The organism is Paenibacillus sp. yr247 (assembly GCF_900103825.1).
GTDB lineage: Bacteria > Bacillota > Bacilli > Paenibacillales > NBRC-103111 > Paenibacillus_E.
Genome location: NZ_FNIF01000020.1, coordinates 62,084 through 83,057, shown reverse-complemented (window position 1 = coordinate 83,057; position 20,974 = coordinate 62,084). Strand labels below are relative to the sequence as shown.

The 20,974-nt window shown below is 47.9% G+C and carries 23 protein-coding genes, 4 pseudogenes and 1 riboswitch; of the genes and pseudogenes, 13 read left to right on the top strand and 14 right to left on the bottom strand.

The genetic code is table 11. The annotated features are described in order from the left end of the window. Positions 1 to 375: pseudogene (locus tag BLT91_RS31875) on the top strand (hypothetical protein); the annotation flags it as partial. Beyond that, positions 303 to 614: pseudogene (locus BLT91_RS23490) on the top strand (IS3 family transposase); the annotation flags it as partial. The pseudogenes BLT91_RS31875 and BLT91_RS23490, both read left to right, overlap by 73 nt. Positions 615 to 1,073: 459 nt before the next feature. Here the strand turns inward: BLT91_RS23490 and BLT91_RS23485 are convergent. The 8 genes and pseudogenes from BLT91_RS23485 to BLT91_RS32370 form a co-directional block, all read right to left on the bottom strand. Next, positions 1,074 to 1,691: an S-layer homology domain-containing protein gene (locus BLT91_RS23485; protein WP_175532479.1), complete on the bottom strand. Its 618-nt coding sequence runs from the start codon at positions 1,689 to 1,691 to the stop codon at positions 1,074 to 1,076. A 158-nt stretch (positions 1,692 to 1,849) separates the two neighbouring features. Then, on the bottom strand, positions 1,850 to 2,494 hold the full coding sequence (locus BLT91_RS23480; protein WP_090825457.1) for a hypothetical protein: 645 nt from the start codon (positions 2,492 to 2,494) through the stop codon (positions 1,850 to 1,852). A gap of 54 nt (positions 2,495 to 2,548) precedes the next feature. Next, positions 2,549 to 3,028: a CBO0543 family protein gene (locus BLT91_RS23475; RefSeq protein WP_090825456.1), complete on the bottom strand. Its 480-nt coding sequence runs from the start codon at positions 3,026 to 3,028 to the stop codon at positions 2,549 to 2,551. 10 nt (positions 3,029 to 3,038) lie between these two features. Beyond that, a complete protein-coding gene (locus BLT91_RS23470; RefSeq protein ID WP_141225065.1) occupies positions 3,039 to 3,512 on the bottom strand; it encodes a CBO0543 family protein in 474 nt (157 codons plus the stop codon). Positions 3,513 to 3,604: 92 nt separating this feature from the next. Continuing rightward, entirely contained in the window at positions 3,605 to 3,808 is a 204-nt protein-coding gene (locus BLT91_RS33980; protein ID WP_368086848.1) for a YiaA/YiaB family inner membrane protein, read from the bottom strand. A 42-nt stretch (positions 3,809 to 3,850) separates the two neighbouring features. Continuing rightward, positions 3,851 to 4,054, bottom strand: a pseudogene (locus tag BLT91_RS33975) (YiaA/YiaB family inner membrane protein); the annotation flags it as partial. A gap of 202 nt (positions 4,055 to 4,256) precedes the next feature. Continuing rightward, complete coding sequence (locus BLT91_RS32375) at positions 4,257 to 4,709, bottom strand: hypothetical protein (protein ID WP_217635271.1); 453 nt, start codon at positions 4,707 to 4,709, stop codon at positions 4,257 to 4,259. 10 nt (positions 4,710 to 4,719) lie between these two features. Then, positions 4,720 to 5,493, bottom strand: a complete 774-nt coding sequence (locus BLT91_RS32370) for a hypothetical protein (protein ID WP_368086847.1) — start codon at positions 5,491 to 5,493, stop codon at positions 4,720 to 4,722. A gap of 218 nt (positions 5,494 to 5,711) precedes the next feature. Between BLT91_RS32370 and BLT91_RS23455 the strand changes: the two genes are divergently transcribed. From BLT91_RS23455 to BLT91_RS33085, 4 genes and pseudogenes are all read left to right on the top strand, one after another. Continuing rightward, the gene (locus BLT91_RS23455) at positions 5,712 to 7,001 is read left to right on the top strand and encodes a glycoside hydrolase family 18 protein (protein ID WP_090825450.1); all 1,290 of its coding nucleotides are present in this window, start codon (positions 5,712 to 5,714) and stop codon (positions 6,999 to 7,001) included. Positions 7,002 to 7,004: 3 nt separating this feature from the next. Continuing rightward, entirely contained in the window at positions 7,005 to 7,445 is a 441-nt protein-coding gene (locus BLT91_RS23450) for a hypothetical protein (protein ID WP_090825447.1), read from the top strand. A gap of 76 nt (positions 7,446 to 7,521) precedes the next feature. Continuing rightward, on the top strand, positions 7,522 to 7,923 hold the full coding sequence (locus tag BLT91_RS23445) for a hypothetical protein (RefSeq protein WP_141225064.1): 402 nt from the start codon (positions 7,522 to 7,524) through the stop codon (positions 7,921 to 7,923). An 80-nt stretch (positions 7,924 to 8,003) separates the two neighbouring features. Further along, positions 8,004 to 8,150, top strand: a pseudogene (locus BLT91_RS33085) (pseudouridine-5'-phosphate glycosidase); the annotation flags it as partial. A 215-nt stretch (positions 8,151 to 8,365) separates the two neighbouring features. Here BLT91_RS33085 and BLT91_RS23440 read toward each other — a convergent pair. After that, positions 8,366 to 8,971: a nitroreductase family protein gene (locus tag BLT91_RS23440; protein WP_254777098.1), complete on the bottom strand. Its 606-nt coding sequence runs from the start codon at positions 8,969 to 8,971 to the stop codon at positions 8,366 to 8,368. A 459-nt stretch (positions 8,972 to 9,430) separates the two neighbouring features. Between BLT91_RS23440 and BLT91_RS23430 the strand changes: the two genes are divergently transcribed. Together BLT91_RS23430 and BLT91_RS23425 are read left to right on the top strand one after the other, a co-directional pair. Next, on the top strand, positions 9,431 to 9,649 hold the full coding sequence (locus BLT91_RS23430) for a hypothetical protein (RefSeq protein ID WP_090825440.1): 219 nt from the start codon (positions 9,431 to 9,433) through the stop codon (positions 9,647 to 9,649). A 107-nt stretch (positions 9,650 to 9,756) separates the two neighbouring features. Continuing rightward, entirely contained in the window at positions 9,757 to 10,152 is a 396-nt protein-coding gene (locus tag BLT91_RS23425) for a YuzC family spore coat inner layer protein (RefSeq protein ID WP_090825438.1), read from the top strand. 53 nt (positions 10,153 to 10,205) lie between these two features. Here the strand turns inward: BLT91_RS23425 and BLT91_RS23420 are convergent, their stop codons facing one another. Genes BLT91_RS23420 through BLT91_RS23410 form a run of 3 tightly spaced genes read right to left on the bottom strand, consistent with a single transcriptional unit; the run spans position 10,206 to position 13,073 of the window. Further along, positions 10,206 to 11,000, bottom strand: a complete 795-nt coding sequence (locus BLT91_RS23420) for an energy-coupling factor transporter transmembrane component T family protein (RefSeq protein ID WP_090825436.1) — start codon at positions 10,998 to 11,000, stop codon at positions 10,206 to 10,208. Continuing rightward, complete coding sequence (locus BLT91_RS23415; protein ID WP_090825434.1) at positions 10,991 to 12,472, bottom strand: ABC transporter ATP-binding protein; 1,482 nt, start codon at positions 12,470 to 12,472, stop codon at positions 10,991 to 10,993. The genes BLT91_RS23420 and BLT91_RS23415 overlap by 10 nt, the downstream gene beginning before the upstream one ends. Before the next feature lie 4 nt (positions 12,473 to 12,476). Next, the gene (locus tag BLT91_RS23410) at positions 12,477 to 13,073 is read right to left on the bottom strand and encodes an ECF transporter S component (protein WP_090825432.1); all 597 of its coding nucleotides are present in this window, start codon (positions 13,071 to 13,073) and stop codon (positions 12,477 to 12,479) included. Positions 13,074 to 13,168: 95 nt separating this feature from the next. Then, positions 13,169 to 13,278, bottom strand: a riboswitch (TPP riboswitch). A gap of 142 nt (positions 13,279 to 13,420) precedes the next feature. Between BLT91_RS23410 and BLT91_RS23405 the strand changes: the two genes are divergently transcribed. After that, positions 13,421 to 14,152, top strand: a complete 732-nt coding sequence (locus BLT91_RS23405) for a DUF3105 domain-containing protein (RefSeq protein WP_090825430.1) — start codon at positions 13,421 to 13,423, stop codon at positions 14,150 to 14,152. Between the two features lie 20 nt (positions 14,153 to 14,172). Here the strand turns inward: BLT91_RS23405 and BLT91_RS23400 are convergent, their stop codons facing one another. Further along, the gene (locus tag BLT91_RS23400; protein ID WP_175532477.1) at positions 14,173 to 14,955 is read right to left on the bottom strand and encodes an AraC family transcriptional regulator; all 783 of its coding nucleotides are present in this window, start codon (positions 14,953 to 14,955) and stop codon (positions 14,173 to 14,175) included. A 121-nt stretch (positions 14,956 to 15,076) separates the two neighbouring features. Here BLT91_RS23400 and pyk point away from each other — a divergent pair, with 121 nt between their 5' ends. From pyk to BLT91_RS33075, 3 genes are all read left to right on the top strand, one after another. Further along, on the top strand, positions 15,077 to 16,489 hold the full coding sequence (pyk, locus tag BLT91_RS23395) for a pyruvate kinase (protein WP_090825426.1): 1,413 nt from the start codon (positions 15,077 to 15,079) through the stop codon (positions 16,487 to 16,489). Between the two features lie 387 nt (positions 16,490 to 16,876). Beyond that, the gene (locus tag BLT91_RS33080) at positions 16,877 to 17,230 is read left to right on the top strand and encodes an apurinic/apyrimidinic endonuclease family protein (RefSeq protein ID WP_254777097.1); all 354 of its coding nucleotides are present in this window, start codon (positions 16,877 to 16,879) and stop codon (positions 17,228 to 17,230) included. Next, the gene (locus BLT91_RS33075) at positions 17,202 to 17,501 is read left to right on the top strand and encodes an apurinic/apyrimidinic endonuclease family protein (protein ID WP_368086846.1); all 300 of its coding nucleotides are present in this window, start codon (positions 17,202 to 17,204) and stop codon (positions 17,499 to 17,501) included. The genes BLT91_RS33080 and BLT91_RS33075 overlap by 29 nt, the downstream gene beginning before the upstream one ends. A 173-nt stretch (positions 17,502 to 17,674) precedes the next feature. Here the strand turns inward: BLT91_RS33075 and BLT91_RS23385 are convergent, their stop codons facing one another. Next, positions 17,675 to 18,544 (bottom strand): YihY/virulence factor BrkB family protein, encoded by an 870-nt coding sequence (locus BLT91_RS23385; protein ID WP_254777095.1) that lies wholly within the window; start codon positions 18,542 to 18,544, stop codon positions 17,675 to 17,677. A 72-nt stretch (positions 18,545 to 18,616) separates the two neighbouring features. Here BLT91_RS23385 and BLT91_RS23380 point away from each other — a divergent pair, with 72 nt between their 5' ends. Next, positions 18,617 to 20,935 carry a UvrD-helicase domain-containing protein gene (locus tag BLT91_RS23380; RefSeq protein ID WP_090825476.1) on the top strand — a complete coding sequence of 773 codons (2,319 nt, stop codon included), beginning with the start codon at positions 18,617 to 18,619 and terminating at the stop codon, positions 20,933 to 20,935. Positions 20,936 to 20,974 lie beyond the last annotated feature (39 nt).

Sequence of the window (20,974 nt, the reverse complement as noted above, 5' to 3'; positions counted from 1 at the left end):
CAAGATGAAGTGATTGCAAGACAGGAAGCGAGAATTAAACTCCTTGAGTCTCAGGTGGAATTGTTAAAAAAGCTAGACTCGAAAGAAAGGTTGCTGGTAACAAATGGAAAGAATCTAAGCAAGAATAAGTTATTTGAGCTGATTAAAGAGACTGTAAGTCAGGGTTTAGGGCGCATGACTCGCTACCTTTGCGATTTACTTAACGTTTCCCGCTCGGGTTACTACAGCTACATACAAGCCGTAGATACCCGCAATGAGCGGTCTCTTTCGGATGTCAAAGCTGGAGAGCTGATCAAGAAAGCCTTCACAAGGATGCATTTATCCATTCAGATCAAGGGAGTCATTATACGAGCCCTAAGTACCAAGAACTTTTGAAGCAAAAAGGGTTAGGTCAATCCATGTCTAGACGAGGAAATTGCTGGGACAATGCGCCTCAAGAGTCTTTTTTTGGCCACATGAAGGACCATGTTGATCATCGTAATTGTTCCTCATTAGGAGAACTACAACGAGAGATTGACCGTTATATTCGCTACTACAACAATAATCGATATCAGTGGGGATTAAAAAAGATGACACCTGTGCAATACAGGAATCATCTATTGTTAGCCGCCTAGACACAAGGCTTTTTTCAAGTGTCCTTGACAAAGGGTCCAGATCACAAGGCGTGAGCGGCTTCTTTTTGAACATGGGATAGGAAAAGCAGTCCCAGCCCACTCTAATTTGCAGCAAATTTCTCAAACTGGCGCACGATCAGAGAAATAAGAGTTGCTTGGGGCTCTTATTTCCTTCATCTTCTGCAAAATCGAAGAAATAGCAGTCCCTAGCGACTGTTAATTGCAGCATATTCCTCAATTTGTCGCTCGATCAGAGCAATAAGAGTCGCTAGAAGCTCTTATTTCCTTCATCTTCTGCAAAATCGAAGAAATAGCAGTCCCTAGCGATTCTCATTTGCAGCATATATCTCAATCTGCTGTCTTAACGATGGTACTCATCGTTAGAGGAAGTGCCTGTGGTAACTTGCCCTACGATGCTTCCTTATCTATGACCTCTCGCTGTTAACGGGTTCAACTCTTTTACTGCTTCAGCGCATCCTTGATTGCCGCTTCGATCTGGTCCATCGGATCGCCGCCGGGCTCTACTTCAGCTGCCGGCTTCTTGAAGAGTCCGCTGGCAACAGCAGCCTCGGCACTTACGGCCTTGTCATCCTCGACCAGCTTCTGCAGCAGCGTCCGTTCGCTGCCTTTCAGCTTGGTTTGGATGGCGCTGTAGGCGATCGCGACCATGTCGTCGCGGCGGAAAACCGCAGCCTGCGCGAACTGCTTCGCATCGGTCGCGCTGAGCAGCCCGCTTGACGCCGCCAGCTCACTCGCCTGCTGCGGCTCTGCCTCAGTATAGCCGAGCGCGCGCATCGTCAACGCGATGAACTGCGCGCCAGTCATACTCGCATTCGGTGCGAACTGTTCGTTGGTTATACCGTGCACCAACGCTTTCTCATAGGCAAAGGCCACAGACTTCGCCGCCCAGTGCACCGTCGGCACGTCCGTGAACGGCGAAGTTAGCCCTTGCGCGTTATCTGCGGCGGACTCCCAGCCGAACAGACGAAGCAGCATCGTGGCGCCCTGCGCCCGTGTGAACGTCTGGTCCAATTCGTAGCCTCGCTCCGTTCCTTGGAACAGCTGCAGCTTCTTCAAAGCGTCAGCCTGTGTCGTATACTTGATGCCAGTCGTCGCGGCAAATGCCTCTCTTGATCCCCCTGCGAGGAATGCTCCAAGAAGTACCGCGCAGGTAATCGCGGCTAGGACCATCTTCCTAACAGGAAGCCGTTTGCTTGTCAACTCGCTTAATTTCCTCATCGCTGCACCGCCTGAATACCGCCCGTATGTCTAAGCGATGAGAGATCAATCTGATATTCCGTCTCGGTCAGCTTTTGGAAAAAAGGGTCCGCCGTCCCTTTTAAATCCCATTTAAAACTAATCCCTAGTTTCATTGGATTGCCGTAGTCATCCCAACTCCTCGAGAACCGAATCATTTTCCAGCCATCAGAGTAATCCTTGACAACACTGCTCCCCTCAAGCTTTTTTCCCGTAACGAATTCGGTATCTTGCCCTCTCACCTGGTTATTCGCATTATAGATCCACGATCCACCGTTGGATAACCCACGCGCAAAATGTGTACTATCTGAGACGCGAATGAATTCCTCAGTGAACGTGTAGCCCGTCAGAGAGGTTAGCTTAACCGCACCATACAACACCTGAAGGGGCTTAGCTTCGCTGTTATAAACGGCTTCATATACAGACTTCGAAACCGAAGTCTTAGCCGTAGATAGGGGATAAGCGGTAAACTCGGCTGCGTACTGAACCGTAATTTCTTTCATTTCATACGAAATACCCCCAGGAGTGGAAAACGGTTTCTCAGCCCCCCACGCAGGAGCGGCAAAACCGATGCATCCTACTAAGAGCAATAAAGTGAATACTCTGCTTAATTTCCTAATCATCCAAAACCTCCTTTTTCCATAGATTACCAGATCAGAAGATCAGCTGACAAGGAGTTATTTCTGACCCTCCTCCCTTTCACGAAAAAACCACCAATTAAATAGAAGAGAGAGCTGCATGGTCGCCCATATACTTAAGAACGTCCAGTACCAATCCCACGTAAGATAGTGAATGAGTGAAGTATGCTTTTGAAGAAGAACTTCAATAATTGTAATCCCTGTGGGAAATGCCAGCACGTATAGAAATCGGAACAACCTGCTTTTCGCCGCAGGATAGTAAACGTTCAAATAAACAGCAATGGTTGGGTATCCCATAACTTCAAAGGTCAGGCTTGTATAATTATGCTGAAGTTCTCTTGCCGGGTATTCCAGCCAACCATTTTGAACGACGATAAGTCCTAATATCCCGTTGGAAAACTGTTGAAATAGAAAGGCCACCTGCGCTTTACGTCGGTGTCGTTTCGGTACGATGAGCAAACCGATCAGTGAGATAGTCCATACGGCAAGGATGATCATTCGCTCTAACGTAAAATTCATAGCGGTCGTTCTACCTTCCTCTGTGCGTCTTCTTTTGAAAAAACCAAGCCCCATACGTTCTTATCACGTTAAAAACTAGCACATTCATAAGCATATGGATGAACAAGTTAAAATGAATATAATGCAGGGTGCCCGTATAGGTTGCAATTAAAGCTAAATAGGCACCAACGAATAGGATGAATCCAGCTTGATAAAGCACCTCTATATAGATCGATTTTTGTTTTGGGTAGTATAAGGAGAACAGCGTTGAGAGAAACGGGAAAAAGAGATAGTTATTTGTGAAGTTGCTTCCGGTAGCTGCAGGAAATTCACGAATCGGGTATTCAAGGAGCTTCCCTTCGACGTACAGTAAGCTAAGTATCCATGTAATTAATTGAGTCGATAGAAACAATAGCACTGCTTCCCGAGTTCGATTCTTTGGTATCGTGATCGGGATGAGAACGATACAGACCACCCAAACCATAATTAAGATGGTTCGTTCCACGATCATAACCTCATCCTTTCTGCAGAAAATGTCCTATTATCCCAATATGCCCGTTTTGTTTTCGTTTATCCCCACTAAGAAAGTGCCTCACACTACAGCTCTTCGAATTTATTTTCAACCGGTTGTAAAGGCTCATCATCGTTGTTATCACGAACTGTTTTTTGGAGAACAAAGGAAGACATCGTGAGGAACAAGGCAGTAACGGCGTAATAGCCTTTTACCGAAAGCAGCTGTTCCAAGTTAATAATCCCGATAAACATACCCAGCAGCGCTAAAGCGAAGGAGCTCCATGCCAAGAACGTGAAAGCAGATGTGTTCCGTTTGCGTGAATCGTAGCCATCCTCTAAATTATCACGAATGACCTTTTGCAAAACAAAAGCCGACATCGTTAGGAATAACGCACACACCGCGAAATACCCTTTTACACTTAGTGATTCTTCCAGCGTATAAATCCCGATAAACATTGCCAGGAATGCGCCAATGAAGGATGCCCATGCCATAAAAGTGAAAGCTGCCGTATTCCGTTTCCGATTGTTGATCATCTCAAAAGGCCTCCTGTGGTTGCTGCTGCAACGCTGTAGTAACTTGCTCTTGTTCCTTATTATAGGAGGTTGGTTCCGTTTCAAATAGTACTATTTACCAATAGTACCCAACTGCTTCTTCATACAAAATAACCCGTTCGAGCGCTGTATCGGCACAGGTTTCTTATTAAGACGTCTATTCTTGAGTTTTGTGCAGCAAACTTCAGTCACAGCTGGCGACACCAATGGCATGATGCTCCCAAAACACAGTCTGAATTTGCTTGGCTTCCTCTTTGGCGCAGGTGACGAGCACAATGACTTCTGTTTTTTTGCCTCGCGATGTGCGATTTGCTTTCTTCTTTTTATGAGCGATGTCAATCATAAGACCAATGGTAAACCCAATAATAGCGCCAATAAGTCCCCATAGAATGGCCCCTCCTTTTAAAATAAAGCCATAGGAAGAGCCAATTACCGCAAACGCTGTTGCCAGGGCTACGCCGGCATCAAATAAACTAACACCGTCCGAGCCATAGATGCTATCGAACATCTTCGGTTTGATGGGCCTTCCCTGCAAAGAAACGGCATAAATGTGTTCCTTTGGAATACCTGCTTCTTCAAGAGCAGTAATCGCCAGCTCCAAATAGATCGAATGGTTAAATGATGCTATTACATGCATGGTATCACCCTCATTTTCGAAGCAAAGATTTAGGAAATGGAAATTGCTGATTCTGATAGTTGGCTTGCAGCATGCCAGCCTGCTCCTGATCAAATAGCTTGTTATATTCAACCGTATTTACATAGGCATCATAGACGGCAAATCCGTAAATAGAAGGTAAAAACAGGATCCAGTGCATATGGATCACACTAGCTGAGCGTGTTAAGTCCCACATGAGAAGATACTGAATCCCTTCGAGAAAATGTGACCAATAGCAAAACAGGATCCAGGTCCCGAGGATAAAGAAGGCATTGATAATACGATGCGTATAGATCTGTCCCATTCCAGGCATCAACAGTGACCAAACTACCGCCTGCCAGGGTGAACGTTTATCTAGGTAGTTAATTTCCATGATCCCCATTTTGAATGGTTCGATCGGAGCATTTTCTCTCTTAGCCAGTATATATTGATGATTCATATCCACAGTGGTTCGATAGCTGTCGAAAATGGAGAATAAATACACAGGCGCATAGAGCCCCATCCACCGGATTTTTAGCACCTCATTAGCTTGCTCGAATTGACCCGTAAAGGTGTATACGATCGCTTCGTTCAAATGCATCTGGCTATTAATGACCATCTCCCATCCAACTAGCATAAACCCGCGAAAGTACTTGGATAACAGCAAATGCCCAAAACCCGGAAAGGCCGCGGACCACCAAGAAATAATAAGTGGATTCCGCAAATGCAATTGGGTAATGCCTAATAAACTGACAAAAGCGATTTGACGGCGGGGTTTATTTTTCATAGGCAGCATCCTTATGAACAAGTTTCCAATTATTCTATTATCTTCTTTCGAGAGTGAGATATGCATTTTTCCTTTAACAATTGATTCCGTTCCAGACAAAGAGCTACTTATGAATTTGTTTCAGTAGACATACACCCATCTCTTTCTTTTCGAATATGGTAAAGAAAAAGTAGGCTCGGATATGGCGCCTTTGCTTACGAAGAAAGTGAGGAACTTCCATGCAAATTCATGTTGTCCAAAAGGGACAGACGTTATATCGAATTTCGCAAACGTATGGTGTTTCCGTGGATACGATTGCAGCAGCCAATGAGATGACGCCCAGCCAATCACTGGTCATTGGACAGGCATTGGTTATTCCAATTGTAGGATCGTTCTACTGGGTACAACCCGGCGAAAGCCTCTACATGATTGCACGAAAGCTCGGACTCGACCTGCACAATCTCGCTTCGGCCAATGGACTTACCCTGTATCAGCCATTACCGGTCGGCTTTCGTCTATATATTCCGCCAACCCCGCGTACGCAGGCAGAAGTGAATGCATATGTTGAGCCCCGAGGCACAGATGTGTCGCCTATCCTAATTCAATCGTCCAAGGAGGCAGCACCCCATCTCACTTACTTAGCTCCTTTCAGCTTCCGCATCAAGCGAGACGGCACTCTTCAACCCCCGCCGCTGGACGATCTTCGTGCGATCACCTCTCAGCATAGTGTCACCTTAATGATGGTTGTGACTAATCTCGAAAATGGCCAATTCAGCGCGGAGCTCGGACACATTTTCCTAACAGATGAAACGATTCAGAACCGTCTGCTCCAGACCATTAAAACGACTGCGCAGCAGTATGGTTTCAAGGATATTCATTTTGACATTGAGCATCTACTTCCCGCTGACCGCGAAGCGTACACCCGCTTCCTGCAGAAAGCTGCGGCACTAATTCATCAAGAAGGCTACCTGATGTCCACCGCTCTCGCACCCAAAACAAGCGCAGCCCAAGCCGGTGAGTGGTACTCCGCACACGACTACAAAGCGCACGGCCAGATTGCCGATTTCGTCATAATCATGACGTACGAATGGGGCTACAGCGGCGGACCCGCTATGGCGGTCTCCCCCATCGGTCCCGTGCGCAAAGTGCTAGAGTATGCAGTTAGCGAAATGCCTGCTTCCAAAGTCATCATGGGCCAAAATCTATACGGCTACGACTGGACGCTGCCCTACGTCAAAGGCGGCGCCTTCGCCAAAGCCGTCTCCCCGCAAGCGGCCATCGAGCTGGCACGCAAATATAATGCGCAAATCTTATACGATTACACCGCGCAGGCGCCGCACTTCAACTATTGGGACGAAGCCGGCAAGGAGCATACCGTCTGGTTCGAGGACGCACGCTCCATTCAAGCGAAATTCCGCTTGCTGAAGGAGCTCGGCTTACGCGGCATCAGCTATTGGAAGCTTGGTCTTAAATTTCCGCAAAACTGGCTGCTCCTTGAGGAAAATTTTAAAGTCGTGAAACGATCTTGACTCGTGATAAATCCGAATACCCGAATTAATCATCCATTGGATGAAATTCGGGTATTTATTGTGACATCTATTCAATTTAATCCCTTGGATTCCGACAAACTGGGTACCGTCACGAATGGACTTTTCACGGCTACGGGCTCAGGTAAAACAACGATAACCGGATCCTTCGGGGGGAAAATGATCGCCATTCCCGTGGAAATCGATTCGCTGAAATATTTGAAAACTGATGTCGTCAAAATCGAGCTGCAGGAAGGCAAAACCGCTACGATCGAGGCATTGGCTACATTCACAGATGGATCTGAAGAAGATGTGACCAAGCCTACCGTCACGTATTCTAACATGAGAACAACCGTTCAAGTAACGGTTACAAAGCAACATCCAGCACATAGCCGTTGTTCCCTATTCGGGGACAGCGGCTTTTTCAATTTTAAATATATTACGTAAGCATAAGTTTCCGCACATAGGGGAATATATCCATACCTATATTTACAGACCAATATTTAAGTGCTTGGAGGTATGGATGATGTTTCCCAGATTCATAAAATTGGCTTTGGTTTCTTTTTTGTCTATTACGGCCCTGCTTGGGGCTCATCATTATCGTATGCATCCCCGTGACCAGCAAATGATGTCGCAAGCTGAAAGCTGGGAAGCGGCCAAACAAGGCTCGCCCACTTTCTTCCACACGAATCCTTTTGGTTTGCCTGGTGCAGATTCTCGTTTGCGAAACCAAGACAGCTTGATTAGTCATTCAGCGGCATATGGTCTTACACCGCCAACATCAATGAAGGCTTTAACTGTCCATTCCCAAGCCGTGAATCCAAAGAAAGACAAGGCCTGGTTCGGATGGAACTACTTAGGATTACTAGGATTACTCGGACTACTTGGGCTCAGCAAGCGTTCAGAGTCCTCCTATTCGGAATAGCTTTCTGAATATCGTAAATAAGGAGCACTGTTCCCAATCTGGGGCAGGCTCCTTTTTTCGTTTAATTCGGAAACCAAACGAGCGAGTTCCCGTCCTTCTGCGGCCGCGAAAGCAGCTACGGCGTTGACTTCCGCCTCGATGAGGCAGCCCAGATTGCGGCCATGCTGCGCACCAAGTGGGAACTGGGCCTTGCCCGCGGGTGGTTGTTCTACGGCCGACGTGTCTAGTCGGCTGCTTTACGGTGGTTTTCATCGTTATGGTAGCGTCTGTTCCATAACTCGGCGTTTTAACGCTGTTTATCATCCTTAAGCAGCTATTGCTCACGATTGGTGTCCCATTAGGGACCTCCACAAGCTTATCTTCGCCTAACCAGCCTCCCCCTTCAAATGCAAAAAAGACTGTTTTTCACCTCTATACGTGAAAACAGTCTTTTTTTCTCATGCTACTCGCTCACCCATATCGTCTTCTGGGCAAACGGCGTCCGCGCCGCCTTCGGTGTAGCCATATCAGGATAGCCGATGTAGATGAATCCGACCATCTCCTCTTTCCCCCCGAGACTGAACACCTCACGCATCTTCGGATGATACGTCGGTGCCCCCGTCCGCCATATGGCTCCTAGACCTAGCTCGTGAGCCGTAAGCAGCATATTCTGTACAGCGGCATGTACGGCCGCGTATTCCTCGATCTCCGGTACAATAGGCTTCACCGAAGGTGTTACGGCCACAGCAATGATAACAGGAGCACGGAAGGCTTTCTTCTCCTGAGCACTTGTCAGCTTGGTCAACTCCTCCGAAGAGAGTGCAGGATTTGCTTCCGACAAAGCAACCTCAGCATAGCCTCGACCCAATAATCTTCTGCCTTCACCGGTCATGACCCAGAATCGCCACGGCTCCGTATGACAGTGGTTAGGCGCCCATACACCCGCTTCAAGTATTTCTTCAATCAGCAAATTGGCTACAGGATCCTGTTTAACTTTCCCAATACTGCGGCGATTGCGAATCGCTTCTTTCACATCCATGTCTCTTCCACTCCACTTCGTTTTGTTCATACTTCCTCCATTGTTACACGCGTATACCGTTTCCGCAAACATGCATTAGTAACCGTCCACATACGTTAGCACAAATACGGATTCCGCTGCATATAGATGGACTTACGGCTTTGAGTGATCCATTCGCTATAGATGGTTATAATTATGATCGAATGGCGGATGATGTGCATTCTGTCATCGATGCGCTCCTCAAGGTACAGCGCCTGCGCTGAATCAGGTGCGGTTTCAAATTGGCTAAACAAAAAAGGGTTTAGCGAATCAAACATTCGCAGAGGCCTTTTTTACAATCCTATATGTATGAGCCTATTTATCTTTTTAGCGTGTGAACCATCCTAGTTACCTTCTGCATTTTGTGTGTTTCCGCATGCGCATTTACCCATGATCTTAACCACCCTCATTTGTTGGTTAAGGAAATTATGTCCAATTCACTTACATTAGACTTCTTCTATTGAGAAAAAGATGACGACGGTAACAGGTGGCGTATACACGGCAGATATCGATGCTTATTTGGATATGGACCTTTCCATTACGGATAATGCTGCTGAGGGTCCTCTAGGAACTGTAACAGTAGACACGGAAGGTATGGTGCATGTGATAGGAAATGTGAGTTCGTTCGAATTAACAGCTGTTACATCAACAGGTCAAAAAGTAACGAGTTACGTCAAACTCACTCGATAATGATTGTACTAACGCTCCCCACACGGGGAGCTTTTTTGTTATGCACAATCGCCCACATCCCACATATATTGCTAATGCTCATCATTTTACAGAAAAGAGGACTTTCGATGTACAACGACCCATCCTTTTACGCCTATCCCCCGCCTCATTATCAAAATTACCCTGCTCATCCTTATCATTATGCGCCCTACTGGGTGTGGGATCGTGATTATCCGTCTGTAGATACGAAAATAATGTCTCACTCGGTTACAACCTCTCAGAATCTCCTTAAAGATGCCTCTCTCCTAATAAGAAAGCTGGCAGAACCAGCCATAGCCCGCCAATTAATGGCCAATGCCCAGATTGGCAATCAAAAAGAAGTAGATCGAATCGTAAACTCATTCGGCGTTGAATCCACGATCTTGACTAGCTTTACGCCAAGCGCCATTCAATTCATTATCGATCCCCGTGGGACAGGAAAACCGTGCTGTGAAATGACCCTATCTCTCAAATGGGGCGAATGACAAAAAGCAATCCGAACCAACACTAAGCTGCCTTGGATTTCTCTTTTTGCCGCTTATCGGACATCGACTGCATTCAAAATGGGCCATACTGTCCCCATCCAACGGGCTAGAAAGACAAGAAGCACCCAATAAGAAATATAATAAATATCTAACATGGAATAGGAAGATAAATAGTAATAAGTTCGCCTTTTTTCCGTGGAAAAACGCTTCGCTTCCATCGCTACGGCCGTTCGGTGGGCGCGGCGAATGCTCTGGGCAAGAAGAGGAATAGCATACATGCGCAGCGTGGTGTACCAGCCAGTGATTGGATTGCGCCTCTTCTTACCTCGCACTTTCAGCGCATAGTGAAGCGTTTTGAATTCTTCGAGCATAAGGGGCAGCATCCGCATCGCGGCGAGGAAGCTGTAAGCGTATTTCGGTGCAACCTTCCACTGCTGCATCATGGCATAAAACAAAGCAACCGGCCGTGTGGTCAAGCTGAACAACAGCCCGACCGCCGCAACTTGAAGTCCCCGGAAACCGAGATGAATACCGCGATAGAAGCTTTCTTCGGTGATTCGGATGAAGCCCAGCTGATACCAAAGCGTATCACCGCTGCCGAACATCATCATCCCCGTCGAGGAGGACAAGAAGATAAGCAGAAACGGTGAGGCATACAGCAGCAGCCGCTTGGCCCGATGGCCTGAGAACAAAAAGAGCGGCAGCAGTGCGCCTAGAGTCAAATACATCATTGTATTGAGATTGTGTGTGAACACAACGACAACAAATAAAAGGATGGACAGGACGAGCTTCACACCGGGATTCACCCGATGCAGCCAGGTTTCACGAAATGCAAATGTTATTTGCATAGCAGCGGAGCTCCTCCCCGTTGGTGTGCGGCGGGGGCCGGCAGCTTTGCTGCTGGCATTTCCGTCACACGGCCATCTTCAACCTGCCAAACGCGCGTGGCGCAGCGTTTCACGATCTCGTGATCGTGTGTGACCATCACGATCACGGTCCCGCTCGCGCGCAGCCGCTCCAGCTGATCGAGCATGCGCAGCGTACCGCGCGCATCGAGCCCGAAGGTGGGCTCATCCAGCAGCAGAATGCGGGGTCCGCGCACCATCGCGGACGCCACACTTAAGCGCCGCTTTTGGCCCATCGACAGCTGGAACGGATGCCTCTTGCGCAGCGCGAGCAGGTCGTACTCCCTAAGCAGCAGCTCGATAGCTGCCCCCTGCACGTCCTGTGCCTCCTCCGGCAAGGAGTAGGCCAGTTCTTCCTCCACCGAATTCGTCACGAATTGGAATTCGGGATTCTGGAATACAAAGCCGACTTGCTCAGCAAGCTGCTCGACTTTGCTGCCCTTAACACCCTCGATCCAGCAGCTGCCGTGGGTCGGGATGAGCCGCATGATGGCTAGCAGCAGCGAGCTTTTGCCAGCGCCGTTGGCGCCGACAACGGTAATCCAATCGCCGGGATAGACGCTTAAGTTATCCACAGAGGTCTTGATCTGCCCTCCGCGAGTTCCTACAAAATTGCGAAAGGTCATGACCGGCTTCGCATTCTGAATGACAGAGGCGTCGACTTTCCCAGACACTCGCTCCATCTCGTTGTCGTCCCAAACCCCAGGGTACCAAATCCCGTAATCTGCAATTTCTTTTTTGTAAGCTTGGAACACCCCTTGAGGCGAACCATCCACCAGCAGCCCCCCATCCGGAGACATAACGATCAGGCGGTCAATGAATTCCAGAATGCCGCTGATTTTATGCTCCACGATTACCAGTGTCTTCTCGGCACTAATCGCTTGGATGGTATCCCACACCTGCTCGGTACCCTCTTCATCTAGCAGCGCAGTGGGCTCATCCAGAAACAGCACTTCCGGCTCCAGCGCGAGCACAGTCGCAATGGCCAGCCGCTGTTTCATCCCTTGCGACAGCTGCCCGATCAAGGTATGTGTATCTTCGAATTGAAGCCCCACCAACCCCAAATAGTAATCAATAAGTGCAGGCATCTTCTCGCGCGGAACTTGCAAATTTTCCAAGACGAAAGCAATTTCCTCATCCACATAAGGCATGCAGAACTGTGTATCCGGATCTTGAAAAACATAGCCTGAGCGGCTTGGCGTGCGAATTTCATCGGCCTTGAGCGGAATCTCTATGATATCGGGGACGATACAGCTTAGCACTTGAAGCAAAGTTGATTTGCCGCAACCGCTTGGCCCAAGAAGCAGCACTTTTTCCCCCGGCTTAATTGAAAAGGAAACCCCCTGAAATAACAGGGGGGCGTCGTCACCGGGATATTTTAACCTTAGATTGGTAACGCCTATTCCCTCACTCATCGCTTTACCCCAACACGTCGTAATCTTTCTTCGAAACGGGACGAACAAGACTCAACACACCGGTACGAGCTAATGCACCAGCTAAGTAATAAGCGAATACGCCGGCGATCAAGGCGCTGCCCAAAAGACGCAGTCCGATAAACAGACAATAGTTCCAGAACGTAAGTTGATCAATATAGCCATAGTAATTATCCACAAGCAATGACAAAACAGCGGCTGCGAATGACGCCAGGATCGTAACGCCTACATTCGCTCGTCGGTACAAGAAGAGCGCAAAAATAAGTTCAGCGCCAAGCCCCTGCAGCACACCATATACGAGAGTCGATACGCCCCATGAGCCACCAAAAAGCGCCTCAATAGTCGCAGCCGCTACCTCAGCCAACAAGGCAACGCCGGGTTTGCGAATAACTAGGAATCCGAAGGTAGCGGCCATAAACCACATCCCATAGCTTAACTGCTCCGCGTGAAGACCTAATGGTTTTAAAATATCGTACATCGGTCCCCATATTCTATAAATCACGCCAAACACCGCTGCGATCACGATTGTGATCAAAATATCGGTCAACTTTAACCCTTTTGCTGCTGTCTCTTTTTGCACCATCTTTTTTCGACTCCTTTTCTTGGATACGATTGTTAAATGAGATAGGCGAACACGAAAAAAAGCCCACCGGGTAGCGGCAGGCATAAAATTAGTGCTAGACAAGGCACTTCATTCTCTACGCTGGCATTACCCAGATCAGATTAACGGTCAGTGGCATGGGGCCACTATCTCAGCCTGACTTCATCAAGCACCCGTGTTGCTATTCATTTGGCTTAACTGTAGCGGATTACCAGCTTTTTGGCAATCTTTTTTTTTTGATTTTCGTAGAATTTGACTTCTAACTCCGATAAAAACTACAATATGTAGTGTTAAGAATACTACTTTATTCTAAAAGGAGCTTATGTAATATGGACCATTCAACGATGCCGCACGGGCCTGATTTTATTGCTATTTTGCTCTACATAGGCTTAGCCTTTTTTGTTTTGGCGATTATCGGCTACATGCTTGCCGCCAAGTTTCACAAAGAGAATACAAGCCGATTGAAAAAAGTGGAGAAACAGTCGCTGCAAAAAAAGCAAAAAACCTGGCTTCTACTCTCGCACATCCTCGTTCTTATTGCTATATGTTGTCTAGGAACATCGCTAATTCAGCTCTCAACCGGCAAATATAGTTTAGAAAAGCTAAATTATAAAGCGCCTATTCAGGTCACAACGGATAAGGATTATGGACGCGGCCATCAGGAAGGTACGTTGACTTATGAGATGAAAATCCCAACCTCTGGAACGCACAGTCCACATGATTTGAAGTTCGGATTTTACAAGGAAAGACCGCCCTATGAGAAGCTTGTCCATAACTTAGAGCACGGCGATATTATCATTCATTACCATCCGAATGCCTCCCAAGAACTGCTGGATCGGCTTGAATATTTGACCCATTTCACAAAAGCGGGAGCCGGTGTTCTAGCTGTACCGAATCCCGATGTGCCTAGCGATCAGGAAGTCGTCGTAACGGCCTGGACGAAAACGATGCAGCTTTCGAAGTTTGATGAAGCAAGTATCGGCACATTCATCTACCAGAACATCGATAAAGGGCCTGAACAAATTCCTTCTGAAGTGCGGCGCGGCGGCGGTACGATGTAAATATGCGTAGAATTGCTCCTCTACTTGCGTACCGTTTCACGATCAGAAACCAAATCTGTCGGGACTAGACCGGTTAGACGGCGGAACATACGGTAGAAATAGGACGGGTCATTGTACCCGATGAACTCGGATATTTCCGTTATTGTCAGGGCCGAATGTCGGAGCATGTAGATGGCTGTTTTGATCCGATTCGCGTGCACGAATTCACTGATCGTTTGGCCCGTCACTTTACGAAATAGGGTTGCGGCATAGTTAGGTGATCGGCTAATGCAGGAGGCAAGCTCGTCTTTCGTCACATGTTCCCGGTAATGGTTCTGAATGTAGCCTTTCATCTGCTCAACTAACTGCGCGGTAGCGGTTGTTGTAGTATCTTGGTCCCACTCCCTATGCAGATAGACGAACAGCTCTTTTAGCAGCGCTTCACACAGCGTTTGATAATAGGGCTGTTTGTCTTGCCACTGCTGATGGATAAGGCGCAGACGATCGACAATTAATTCGTATTTGCCCGTAATTCGGCTTGTATAATGCGGCAACTGGAGAAGTGGGAACGATTCTACCGCTTCCCCCGCTGTGAATTGAACAATGTACTTTTCGTGGATTTTAGTTGGTACACTTCTGCCATAAAAGGGGGTCTTGCTGGGAATGATAAGCCATTGCCCTTTCTCTACTACTTGTTTTTTTTCATTGATCCAATACACACATCGGCCATAGGTGACTAGAATAAGTGTCCATTCAGGACATCCCATTTGCTCTTCCCCGTACCAATTGCTGCTCTTATCATATGTAAAGCTTGTCATCTGCATAGTTATACCACCCTGAATACTATAATACATATATCATACTATAGTTCATAGAACTTCGGTTCAATAAGGCATATAATGAAGCCAAAATTGATTCGTCCTATACGAAAGGAAGTCTTACACAATGCGTAAAACGAAAATCATCTGTACGATGGGACCCGCTTGTGATTCCATCCCAACTCTGAAGGAATTAATTCGCGCCGGCATGAGTGTTGCGAGATTGAATATGGCTCACGGCGATTTAGAAGAGCACAGGGGGCGTATACATCGCGTCCGTCAAGCCGCTCAAGAGCTTGGCGTCATTATCCCAATTCTGATGGACATCAAAGGTCCGGAAATCCGCATCGGTCAATTGAAGGATGCTTCCTACGACTTGCAAAGTGGCGATCACATCGTCCTTACGACCGAACAAATTGTCGGTGATTCCAGCCGTGTTTCCGTGAATTACCCAGGACTTCCGCAGGATGTTCAGCCAGGAAATCTCATTCTTATCGATGACGGCTCCATTGAGCTGCGCGTTGAAATGATTGACGGTACGGAAGTGACTTGCAGCGTCTTAAATCAAAGTGTTTTGAAGCAGCGCAAAGGCGTTAATTTGCCAGGCGTACGCACTTCGCTGCCCGGTGTAACGGAGCGCGATGTGATGCATATCAAATTTGGAATTGAAGAAAACATCTCCATCATCGCGATGTCATTCGTTCGTAACGGGAACGACGTTAGAGAAGTACGCGGTATCCTGGAGCAGCATGGCGCAGGGTTCACCCCGATTATTTCGAAGATTGAGAACGAAGAAGGCATGACGAATTTCGCTTCGATCCTTGAAGCTTCCGATGGCATCATGGTCGCTCGCGGTGATCTTGGCGTGGAAATTCCGACGGAGGAAGTTCCGATCGCGCAGAAAGACATGATTCGCGCATGTAATCTAGCAGGCAAGCCGGTTATTACGGCGACGCAAATGCTGGATTCCATGCAGCGTAATCCGCGTCCGACGCGCGCTGAAGTGAGTGACGTAGCGAATGCCGTACTCGACGGCAGCGACGTTGTGATGCTGTCCGGCGAAACGGCTGCGGGCAAGTATCCTATCGAGTCCGTGACGATGATGGCGACGATCGCCGAGCGCGTGGAGCAAACGATGGAGCGCAGCTCCTTGATCGATGCGCAGCTTCAGTCGAACAACGAAGTGACTGAGGTGCTGTGCCAAGCGGTCGTGTCATCCGCTAATAAGCTGCGAGCTGCAGCGATCTTAACACCAACGGAGAGCGGCTTCACCGCTCGGATGATCGCGAAATATCGCCCGGAAGCGCCGATTATCGCTGTGACTTCCAATGAATATGCGATTAACTACTTGAGCATGGTGCAGGGCGTGATTCCAGTCCACGGCGAATTCTGTGACTCCACCGATGCGATGATAAGCTCTGCCATCCAGAAAGCCGAGACACTCGGCTATGTAAAAAAGGGCGACCTCACTGTCGTCTCCGCCGGTATCCCTGTCGGGAAATCTGGCACGACTAACTTGCTGAAGGTTGAGCGGATTTAGGAATATGGCGTTATTTCATGAAAAGGCACCTCGGGGTGTCTTTTTTGTTTTGGAGGGTGGGAGCAAGTATCAACTACCTGCATATTGTACATGTAAATTGCAGGTTGAATGGCGTTTAGAAGGAATTACCTGTAAATAGTGCAGGTAATTTCACCAAAACGGCTTAAAACCTTTGTTTCCTGGGGAATTAGATGTAGGAAATGCAGGTAATCCATCTGGTATGGGCTACTGATGTCATATCAGCTGTATGTTTTACAGTACATGTTTGTTGTACCCGCTGACTATCTCCCCACGCCACTGTTACTTGCTTCCTTATTGGGCAGACTAATCTGGCAACACGATTTGATATAGCATTTCTAATAGTTCCTAGGTAAAGGCGGAGGCCTCATGATTATCCGACTCGGATTCGTATCTATGGCAATGGCGATCTTCAATAATACCCCCAGCTCCACGTTCACATACAAGCTGTTCTCTCAGCGCCCACGTGAGGAGGCCATGCAGCGGGCCATCGATATCGGACGCAAAAATCTGGCAGCAACGCTGCGTATTCTGTATTACAATGCCGCTCATGGCATTCGCTTGTTTCGTCTATCATCGTCGCTTATTCCACTCGCAACCCATCCGGATGTACAGATTAATGTGGCTGGTGAAAATAAAAGAAGAGCTTCAGAAGCTTGGCAACTTCGCGAACCCGCCGGGAATCCGCTTAAGTATGCATCCGAATCATTTCACACTGCTTAACGGGAACGACTCGGTCGTGGAGGCCGCTATTAGGGACTTGTCCTATCACGCGGCGATTTTGGATGGGATGGGACTTGATCATTCAGGCATCATCAATATCCATGTTGGCGGTGTATACGGAGATAAAAAAGCCGCCACGGAGAGGCTCTTAGCAAAAATACCAGAAGTACCCAAGCATATCATGCAGCGTCTTATTTTTGAAAATGAGGAGGCGAAGAGTTTCGATCTCATTCTGACAATATCGAGCCAACGCAGCTCATCACTTTTCTGAAGAGCTGCAATGAAGGAGGTTTATTACGCATTGACGTCATGATTGAAGCGAAAATGAAGGATCTAGCCTTTTCCGGCTTGCTGAGCAGCTAGCTAAGATTCGCGGCGTGAAGCGTTTGGATGGCAGGGTTTTGAGTGGAAAGTTTCTTTCCGGTGACCGTTTCTGATGTTCGATCAGAGGCGGTCTTTTTTCGTAGGCGTATCCTTTTTATCTAAAGACACTTTATGGATCTTGTTTTGGTTCTTCACATGCCTTATGGCATTTATTTCACCGCCGATAATAATGATAAGCGCGGAAATATAAAACCACGTCATGAGCACTATGATCCCCCCGACACTGCCGTAAGTGGCGCTATAGTTCGTGAAGTTATTTACATAAAACGAAAAACCAAGCGATGTCCCCTGCCAACCAATAGCAGCGAACGACGCCCCTGGAAGAACACTTTTACAAGATAAACAGGTGTTTGGAGCTATGTAATAAATACCCGTGAAGACAATGAACACGATAATGAAGTTCACAACCCAGCGGAAATTGTTCCAAATCTCGACCTTCGTTGCAGCCATATGGACATGCGCCTGCACCCAATCACCGATCCAATGCCCGAATACGCTCAGGAGCAGAGAGAAAGCGATCACGATGAGCATGCCTAGTGTTAGCATCACAGCGAGAAAACGCGAGTGAATGAAGCTTTTGCGCTCTGGCAGCCCATAGGCTTTATTGACCGCAATGACGATGGCATTCATCGCTGCGCTGGCACTCACCAAGGCCAATATGATCCCAAAGGAAAGCGCCCCTCCTCTTTTCACGTTAATCAGATTGCTCAGCGTTTCCTCTAGCCAACCTGAGACTGCCCCCGGTATATGTTCTTTGATCAGCAGCATAACATCATCCGACGAAAAAGGTAAATACCCCAGTAAACTCAAGATAAATAGCAGAAATGGGAACAGCGACAGCAGAAAATAGTACGCGCACTGCGCAGCAAGCCCTGTGGCGTCGTGCTTTTGGAATTGATCCCACAGCAATTTAAAGTTAGATATACCCATAGGAGCAGATGTCCTTTCTTTGATCGTAAATTGTGATAGAATAAGTAGTTCAGAAATGCAATGAAACAGGTGATGATTGTGAATTCTCTTCCTATTTACCTTACTCCGTTAGGCTCGGAAACTACCACCCAGCGATCTATCCCGCATGCGCGTATGGCGCTGTTAACGAATAGTTCAGATTTTGTGTCCAATGAGGATCGTGACGCTTTCTTTTTTCGCGATTTGGAGCGCAATCAGATTCTACTTAATGAAGCGCAGGTTCAGGCTGTGCGCCATTTCAAAGGCCCTTTGCTCACGTTAGCCGGAGCCGGTTCTGGGAAAACGACCGTTCTGGTGTGCCGAGTTGCTTATTTACTGCGTGTACACCGGATCCATCCAACGAATGTACTGTTGATTACTTTTTCCAAAAAGGCGGCTGAGGAAATGCGGGAGCGCCTCACTTCCCTGCCGGGTCTTGATAGTAGAATGACCCACTCGATGCAGGTGCGGACCTTTCACGCTTTTTGCTTGCGATTGCTGCGAATGAATGGGTTCAATCAAGAGATTCTGAGTGACGGCCGCTATCAGCAGATTGTTTTTAAGCGCATCATGCTGGGCATGGGACTGCAGGATACGTACCAACCCGAAGTGCTCATTTCTTTGCTTTCCTCCTATAAAATGCAGCTGATCGAAGTTCACGACCTTCCTGAAGAAACAGAAGAAGACAAGGAAATGAAACGAATTTTCATACAGTATGAGCAATGGAAAATGGAGCAGCAGAAGATCGATTTCGATGATATTTTGATTCTAGCGTACCATTTACTAAAGCAAAACGCCGATATTTTGCGTTCGCTTGAGCGAAAGTTCACTTATATTAGTGTTGATGAGTTTCAAGACACGAATACGGTGCAGTATGAAATCATTAAAATGATTGCTAAAAACCACGAGAATTTGATGGTCGTTGGCGATGATGATCAGACGATTTATTCGTTTAACGGGGCTCGAAATGAATTTATTTTACAGTTTCATGAGCAGTATCCCGCAGCCACAACGATCACACTCGATATCAATTATCGTTCTACTTCGAGCATTGTCGGACTAGGGAACGCCATCATCAAGCACAACGTGCAGCGTAAAAATAAGACCCTTTTAGCGACCAAACAAAGTGAAATCAAACCACAGTATATAAGACCTTCAAGCAGCGACGACGAGGCCGATTGGTTAATTAACGATCTGAAAATCAAAATAGCCGAGAGCGGCAGCCGTTATGGGGATTTTGCCATCCTCTATCGGACAGCCAGTAACAGCCGGGCCATTATCGAGCAGCTGATTCTTCATAATTTGCCTTTTGTGGACTACGGAAGCAATGACTCCTTCTATGATCAGTGGATGGTGAAGCCGATTATTGATCACCTCAGGCTTGCCCATGAGCGGCGTAATTTCGAGGCGATGGAGGGTGTCCTACCTTCATTATATATAGGTCGTGACCAAGGCATGCGGATCATTCAAGATCAGGAAGCGATTCAGGCGAAAAAGTGGCCTCTCATCCACCTGCTCGGCTTGCCGCAGCTGAAGAATTTTCAGAAAGAAAAGCTGAAAAACCGCATCCGGCTCATCAAGTCGCTTGCTGAAATGAAGCCTTTGGCTGCTGTTCAGGCGATTCGCAAAGATTTCTACGATGCCTTCCTGGAGACGAACAAGCGCAGCAAGCTGACACATCACAGAGAGATGCTGAAAGAGACGCTGGACGAGCTGGAATCATCGGCCAAACGGTTCGATACCGTGGAGCAATTTCTTTATTTTATCCATGAAGTCGCTGAAAAACGCACTGAAATGAGTGCACTTAAAAAAGACAATGCCGCGAATAAAATATCGCTCATGACGATTCATAAATCGAAGGGACTCGAGTTCAAGGTGGTGTACTTGCTCTGTGCGATTGAGGGGAACATGCCTCATAGCTCGGCACTTGATGCTGGCCATCTGAACGACGTGCAGATGGCAGGGGTTGCGGGGCGCGATAAGGGTCCCGCCGCGCTCGAGGAAGAGCGGCGACTCGCTTACGTCGCCGTCACGCGCGCCAAGGCCGAGCTGCTGATTAGCTCGCCGGCGTATTATCGCGGGAAGAAGGCGGAGCCTTCCCGCTTCCTTCTGTCCGCGTTCCCTGGCGCGGACTCGGTGGACAGCCGCAAGCCTGCGGGGGCTGCCACTCAACCAGCGGCGCGGCGCTCTGCCGCTGCTGGAAAGCCCGCCGCCGCGACCGAGCGGGTCGCGGCGTGGATCTGCGGCCAGGCCGGCTGCAAGGCCTGGTCGCGGATCTCTTCGCCGCAGGAAGCGAAGCTCGCGGCAAAGGCGTGCCCCTTGTGCAGCGGGGCCATGGTCAAAGGCAGCCGAATGGTTTTGCTCACACGCTGAGCACCGCTCCACACGTAAAACAGAGAGAGCAGCAATCCC